We start from the raw sequence: 6704 nt of genomic DNA, 5'->3' as shown, positions 1-6704 counted from the left end.
GCGCGTCGCTGCTGTCCGGGTCGGCGAGGATGCGGGCGATGGCGACGCGGTCGTCCTCGGCCTGGGCGAGGCGGTAGCCGGTTTCGAGGAAGGCGCGCAGGGCTTCCGGGGTGTTCGTGTCGAGGGCTTCGTTGGCTTCCCGGATGACGCCGCGGCCGGAGTCCGGGTCGGCGAGGATGCGGGCGATGGCGACGCGGTCGTCCTCGGCCTGGGCGAGGCGGTAGCCGGTTTCGAGGAAGGCGCGCAGGGCTTCCGGGGTGTTCGTGTCGAGGGCTTCGTTGGCTTCCCGGATGACGCCGCGGCCGGAGTCCGGGTCGGCGAGGATGCGGGCGATGGCGACGCGGTCGTCCTCGGCCTGGGCCAGGCGGTAGCCGGTCTTCAGGAAGGCGCGCATGTCCTCCACGGTGCCGTCGAGGGCTTCGTTGGCTTCCCTGACGACACCCCGGCCGGAGTCCTCGTCCGCCAGGATGCGGAGGATGGCGATGCGGAGTTCCTCCTCCGACATCTCGTCCACCGGCGTGCCGGAGCCGTCCGTCTCCGATGCCGTCGCCACGGAGGTGGACGACGGGGCCGTGTCCGCGGCGAAGGCCGGAGCGGTGAGGAGGAGGGCCGGCGTGAGAGCGGTGGCGGCCACCAGCAGAGCACCGCGGGTCAGTCTCATACGTGAACCTGCCTTGTGGGTAAGGGTCTTCACGGAAGGCGGCGTTCGCCGCCCCGGGTATCCTCACACGGCCCCGGATCGAAGATCACTGCTGGAACCGGACAGTCCTGACCCCCCGTCACTGCCGGGGTCATGTCGAACCGCGCAGTGCCGCCCGAGTCCTGACCCCCACGTCGCCGTCGACGTCCAGCCCCCTGTCGCTCCGGAACAGCCTGACCGCCGACGCGGTGCCCTCGCCGAACCGGCCGTCGACGCCCGCGCGGCCGGCGCTGCACCCCCGTTGGGTGAGCACGCACTGCGCCCGGACGACGCGCCGGCCCTTGTCGCCGTGGACGGTGAGCCGGGTGCCGGAGGAACCGCCGTCCTCCGCCGGGGACTCTGCGCCAGTCCCCTCCTCCTCGTCTTCCTTCCCCTTGTCCTTCTCGTCCTCCTCCTCTTCCGCGTCGGCGCCGGAGGGTGAGGCGGACCGAACCGTCCGCCGTCAGCAGCACGCTGGCGGTTTCAGATCGCCGTGCACCCAGCCCGCCCGGTGCAGCTGGGCCAGCCCCTCACAGATCCGCGCGAGCAGCACGGGGCCCGCGCCGGGCCGGGGCGAGGCGGCGAGCAGGGCGGACAGGGAGCCCTCCGCCTTCTCCAGCACGAGCACGGTGGCGCCGTCCAGTTCCGGGCGGTCCGGGTCGTCGACGGTGAGCGTCTCGTACATCCGGATCAGGCGCGGCCTGCTCAGCCGCCGCAGCAGCGCGACCTCGCGCTCGGCCAGTTCGCGCGGATGGGTCAGCTGGCGCGGCGTGCCCGTGCCGGTGGGCAGGAACTCCAGGGCGGCCGTCCGGGGCAGGCCGGGCAGGTCGGCCGTGTTCCCCGTGCGCCGGGCGGCGTAGACGCTGCCGAAGGCGCCGGTGGCGATCGGCTCGCGCACCTCCCACACGCCGGCCCGGCACCCCTTGGGCACCGGCACGGCGTACGCCCCGGTCACCGGACCGCCCGGCGGGGCCACCGGACCGCGGGGCGCGGCCGGCGCGCACCGGATCCGGGTGCGCTGTTCCTGTGCGTCCTCCGTGGTCGGCGGAGGTACGGCGATGCTGCTGAACAAGGTGCGTCTCCCCCTGCCCGAAAGCTGCCTCCGCCGGACTAGGGCGACGCACCGGGGCCGTGTCCCCCCTCGTTCGGGTGAGACACGGCCCCGGGGAGCGAAGGGCGCGAACCGTTCGGCGGCACGCGCCCGTGTTCAGTACCTCGGTCGCTTGAACCATTCCGCACTGGCCCGCTTCGCGGCGAAGACGATCACCAGGATCGAGACGATCATGATGAGGAGGCCGAGACCGTAGAGGGCGAGCGAGAAGATGCCGCTCACGATCGCGAACGAGGCGTACACGATCGAGCAGACGCGGACGCCGTTGCCGCCCTTGGCGTACTGCAGCAGCAGCACCACTCCGATGACCGCGAAGACGGCGGCCAGGCCCAGGAAGAAGACGACGATGCCCTTGCCCAGGTCCGCGTACCGTTCGGCCTCGGCGTCACCGGTGACGCCGGCATCGAGCATCGTCTGGTCCCAGTCGGCGAGCGCCATGGCGTACGCGCCCGCGATGAGGACGTGGGCCAGGGCGATCACGGCGAGCAGGATCTGCGCGGCGCGCGTGAGGCCCGGCATCTGCGTGGGGACGTAGCCGCCGCCGTACGGCTGGGACACCGGTGGGGCCGCGGGGTAGCCGTAACCCTGCTGCGGGACGCCGGGCTGCTGGGGGTAGCCGTAGCCGGGGCCGGCCGGGGGCTGCTGGGGCGGCTGCCCGTAGGGGTTGTTCGGGTCGCCGAAACTCATGGCGGTTCTTCCTCCGTTGTCACGACACGTGCGGGGACGACGCGAGGCACGGCGCGGAGGAAGTTCTACAGATGCGGTCCGTCCCCCCGGTTCTGCCCGCGGCACTGTGCGACTCATCGTTCTTGACCGGTCTCTTCCTTGTCCAGCCGCATTCCGTATGTGTTGTGCAAGTGCAACATCACTGATCTTGGCCGGAAACGGGTGATACGGGAGGCGGAGGCGGGGCCGGGGACGTCGCGGCCGCCCGTCATGCGGGCGGATTGGAACCCGGGGCCGGTCATCCGCGAGGATGGGGCCATGACCGCCCAGATTCTCGATGGCAAGGCCACCGCAGCCGAGATCAAGTCCGATCTGACCGCCCGCGTGGCGGCGCTGAAGGAGAAGGGCGTCACGCCCGGCCTCGGCACGATCCTCGTCGGGGAGGACCCCGGCAGCCAGAAGTACGTCGCCGGAAAGCACCGGGACTGCGCCCAGGTCGGCATCGCCTCCATCCAGCGCGAACTGCCGGGCACGGCCACGCAGGAGGAGATCGAGGCGGTCGTCCGGGAGCTGAACGAGGACCCCGCCTGCACCGGCTACATCGTGCAGCTGCCCCTTCCCAAGGGCATCGACGAGAACCGCATCCTCGAACTGATGGACCCGGACAAGGACGCCGACGGCCTCCACCCGATGAACCTCGGCCGCCTCGTCCTCAACGAGCCGGCCCCCCTGCCCTGCACCCCCAACGGCATCCTGACCCTGCTGCGCCGCTACGGCGTGGAGATCAAGGGCGCCGAGGTCGTGGTCGTCGGCCGCGGCGTGACCATCGGCCGTCCGATGCCGCTGCTGCTGACCCGGCGCAGCGAGAACGCCACCGTGACCCAGTGCCACACCGGCACCCGTGACCTGTCGGCCCACCTGAGGCGCGCGGACATCATCGTGGCCGCCGCCGGTTCGGCCCACCTGATCCGCCCGGAGGACGTCAAGCCCGGCGCGGCCGTCCTCGACGTCGGCGTCTCCCGCAGTGCCGAGGGCAAGATCGTGGGCGACGTCCACCCGGGCGTGGCCGAGGTGGCCGGCTGGATCGCCCCCAACCCCGGCGGTGTCGGCCCGATGACCCGGGCCCAGCTGCTGGTCAACGTGGTCGAGGCGGCGGAGCGCGGTGTCGCCTGAGCAGAACGACCGAACCCCCCGGGACACCCGGAGCGCCCCGGAGGCCCAGGGCGCTCCGGACGCGGCCGAGCGGGACGGGGAGATCACCGTCCGCGACCCGGTCAGCGCGCCGGACGCCGACGGCCGGCCGCGCCGCGCCACCCGCCGGTTCCCGCTGTTCACCCGGGACACCGCGCGCCCCGAGGGCGGCGGCCGGGCCGCCTCCGGTGACGCCCCCGCGCCCGCCCGCCAGTGGCCGATCCTCGCCGTGCTGCTCACGGTCGGACTGGGGCTGCTGCTGACCGCGCTCGAGCTGTTCCGGCTCGGCACGCTGCTGATCGGCGCGGCGCTGCTGGCCGGGGCCGTGCTGCGGTGGGCGGTGCCGGACGTCGGCATGCTCGCGGTGCGCTCCCGCTTCACGGACATCGTCACGTACGGCGTGCTGGGCCTGGTGATCGCGCTGCTGGCGCTGATGGTGCAGCCGGAACCGTTGCTGAAGATCCCGTTCCTGCAGGACATGCTGCACTTCACGGTCGACGGTTAGCCGAACGGCGGACCGGCCCCGGTGCGGCGGCCCGTCCTCACCCCCGTGAGAGGACGGGCCGCCGCCGGGAACAACCCTCCTGCACGGCGAAGCGCCTGTTCAACGGCTGTCCGACCGCTGTGGCACGGAAGTGACCGTTCCGCTACGTGCTCCGGAACCCCCTGACCGCTCCGGGAACTTTTCCTCCGTGGGACGAGCGGAACCGGTGGGTTCCGTGGGGCCGTCCCCGCGGCTGCCACGTGTCGACGTATTGACAAGTTCGGGCAACCGCGTACAAGTGGGGGACGGCGGAGCCGGTGTGCCGGGCCTGTGCCGGGTTCTGTTCGGCCGAGGGGACGACCGGTGGGACACTGGACCGCAAGCGAGTGCGAGCGGGCGTGCGACGGCGCGCGCCCGCGGCCTGATGCTCCCGTGCGCCCCCACCCCGGGAACTGAGACCCTGGCTGGCGGCATCCCTGTGGGTAGCCAGAACGGGACTCGGCAGAGGGCACCATGCACGAGGGAAACACCAGCACGAACCGGGGGGAAGAGGGGGGAAGCAATGCCTCGTTGGAAGGCCTTGCCGGATGAACTCGATCCGCAGATCAGGGAGTTCACGAGCCAGCTCAGGCGGGTGGTGGACCGCAGCGGCCTGAGCGTCGCGTCGGTCGCCGACCGCACGGGCTACAGCAAGACGTCCTGGGAGCGCTATCTGAACGGCCGGCTGCTCGCGCCCAAGCGCGCGGTCGTGGCCCTGGCCGAGGTCACCGGGACCAACCCGGTGCACCTGACCACCATGTGGGAGCTCGCCGAGCGCGCCTGGAGCCGCTCGGAGATGCGTCACGACATGACGATGGAGGCGATCCGCATCTCGCAGGCGCGCGCCGCGCTCAGCGAGCTCGCCGGTCCGCCGGCGGGGGCGGGCGGCAGGGCCCGCAAGAGCGGCGCCGCCGCGGTCCGCCCGGGGGTCGCGGGACCGGCCGGTGTCGCCCCGAGCGTGCCGCCGCAGCCGACCGCGGCCGACGTCCGCGACGCCTCCGGCGGTGTCCGGGAGAACGCCGGGCGGGGCGGCTCGCCGGGGGCGAACACGTGGGGCGTCGACGGACACGCCGGGCCGCCCGCCGGGCACGGACGGACGCCGGGAACGCACGGCGCCCCGTCCCGGGGCGCGGCCGGCGGCAAGCGGCGCATGTCGACGTTCATCGCCGGTGCCGTGGGAGCGCTGGTGGTGATCGCCGCCGCGCTCTACGTCACCGGGACCGAGGACGACAAGAAGAAGAACGACGCCGTCACGTCCCCGTCGCCCACCGCCACCGCCGACGCGAACCTGCCCGCCGGCGTGAAGTGCAGCGGCGACAGCTGCACGGGCAAGGACGCCGAGGTCATGGGGTGCAGCGGTGACCTCGTGACCACCACCGGGACCGCGACCGTCGGCGCCACCACCGTGGAGGTCCGCTACAGCGAGACCTGCGGCGCGGCGTGGGGGCGCATCACCCAGGCCGCACAGGGCGACAAGGTCGAGATCACCGCGGGCAGGGCGAAGCAGAGCGACACCGTCACCGCGGCCGGTGACACGGTCACGTACACCGCGATGGTGGCGGTCGAGAGCGCGGCACAGGCGAAGGCCTGCGCGGTGCTCGCCTCCGGCGAGGAAGGCTGCACGGGGTGAACGGGCAAAGCCGCACGGGGTGAACGCGCGCAGCGGGCAAACGGAGTACTCACCTGGTCAGGGGAGCTCGCCTCGTCTCTTCGCGAGGATCCCCGGGGGGATGTGTGGGGGATTCGTGACGGGCCGGTATGACGCGCCGAAAGCCGGGCACGCGGAACGTACCCCCACGGGAGTCCGGCACGGTCGGCTCCGACGGCGGCCGCCTCAGTCCCTCACCTCTCCCGGACGGGCGGCCGCCTCTTCCGTGTCCGTCCGTGTACCGGACGGGTCCCTCTGTGGGGCGGGCCACAGGGAGCCCTGCCCTCCACGATCGTGGATGCCGCGATAGCCTGACCGCTGGATCTCTCTTGACGCCAAGAGATCGATCATTCGTACCCGTGATCGATCATCGCGGCGGACGGCGCCGGACCACCCGTTCCGGTGACCGGTCACCGCGAACCGGCCGCGGGGATCCCGCACCCCGGGGCAGGGACCGCCCCACCGCCAGCTGTCATACGGAGAACGCCATGACCCGCACTCCCGTGAACGTCACCGTCACCGGCGCGGCCGGCCAGATCGGTTACGCCCTGCTCTTCCGCATCGCCTCCGGCCAGCTGCTCGGCGCGGACGTGCCGGTCAAGCTGCGCCTGCTGGAGATCACCCCGGCGCTCAAGGCCGCCGAGGGCACGGCCATGGAGCTGGACGACTGCGCGTTCCCGCTCCTGCAGGGCATCGACATCACGGACGACCCGAACGTGGCCTTCGACGGCGCCAACGTCGCCCTCCTGGTCGGCGCACGCCCCCGCACCAAGGGCATGGAGCGCGGTGACCTCCTCGAGGCCAACGGCGGCATCTTCAAGCCGCAGGGCCAGGCCATCAACGCCCACGCCGCGGACGACATCCGCGTCCTGGTCGTCGGCAACCC

General features: G+C 72.6%; 5 protein-coding genes and 3 pseudogenes. 4 read left to right on the top strand and 4 right to left on the bottom strand.

The genetic code is table 11. The features are described 5' to 3' along the window. From RIM90_RS28285 to RIM90_RS28270, 4 genes and pseudogenes are all read right to left on the bottom strand, one after another. Positions 1–661 (bottom strand): ALF repeat-containing protein (locus tag RIM90_RS28285; protein WP_375165588.1); only part of this gene is annotated, 661 nt, incomplete at its 3' end. 130 nt (positions 662–791) lie between these two features. Beyond that, a pseudogene (locus RIM90_RS28280) lies at positions 792–968 on the bottom strand (peptidoglycan-binding protein); the annotation flags it as partial. 151 nt (positions 969–1119) lie between these two features. Next, positions 1120–1634 (bottom strand): annotated as a pseudogene (locus tag RIM90_RS28275) (protein kinase); the annotation flags it as partial. A gap of 252 nt (positions 1635–1886) precedes the next feature. Then, positions 1887–2477 (bottom strand): hypothetical protein, encoded by a 591-nt coding sequence (locus tag RIM90_RS28270; RefSeq protein ID WP_309063592.1) that lies wholly within the window; start codon positions 2475–2477, stop codon positions 1887–1889. Between the two features lie 297 nt (positions 2478–2774). On the opposite strand from RIM90_RS28270, the gene RIM90_RS28265 reads away from it, so the two are divergent. The 4 genes and pseudogenes from RIM90_RS28265 to RIM90_RS28250 form a co-directional block, all read left to right on the top strand. Beyond that, a complete protein-coding gene (locus RIM90_RS28265; RefSeq protein WP_309063591.1) occupies positions 2775–3629 on the top strand; it encodes a bifunctional methylenetetrahydrofolate dehydrogenase/methenyltetrahydrofolate cyclohydrolase in 855 nt (284 codons plus the stop codon). Then, positions 3619–4152, top strand: a complete 534-nt coding sequence (locus tag RIM90_RS28260) for a DUF3017 domain-containing protein (RefSeq protein ID WP_375165587.1) — start codon at positions 3619–3621, stop codon at positions 4150–4152. The genes RIM90_RS28265 and RIM90_RS28260 overlap by 11 nt, the downstream gene beginning before the upstream one ends. Positions 4153–4693: 541 nt before the next feature. Beyond that, a complete protein-coding gene (locus tag RIM90_RS28255) occupies positions 4694–5800 on the top strand; it encodes a DUF2690 domain-containing protein (RefSeq protein ID WP_309063590.1) in 1107 nt (368 codons plus the stop codon). A gap of 506 nt (positions 5801–6306) precedes the next feature. After that, a pseudogene (locus RIM90_RS28250) lies at positions 6307–6704 on the top strand (malate dehydrogenase); the annotation flags it as partial.

It is taken from the genome of Streptomyces sp., assembly GCF_031181555.1.
In the GTDB taxonomy this organism is placed as follows: Bacteria; Actinomycetota; Actinomycetes; order Streptomycetales; family Streptomycetaceae; genus Streptomyces; species Streptomyces fimbriatus.
This window is presented reverse-complemented; position numbering and strand designations above follow the sequence as displayed.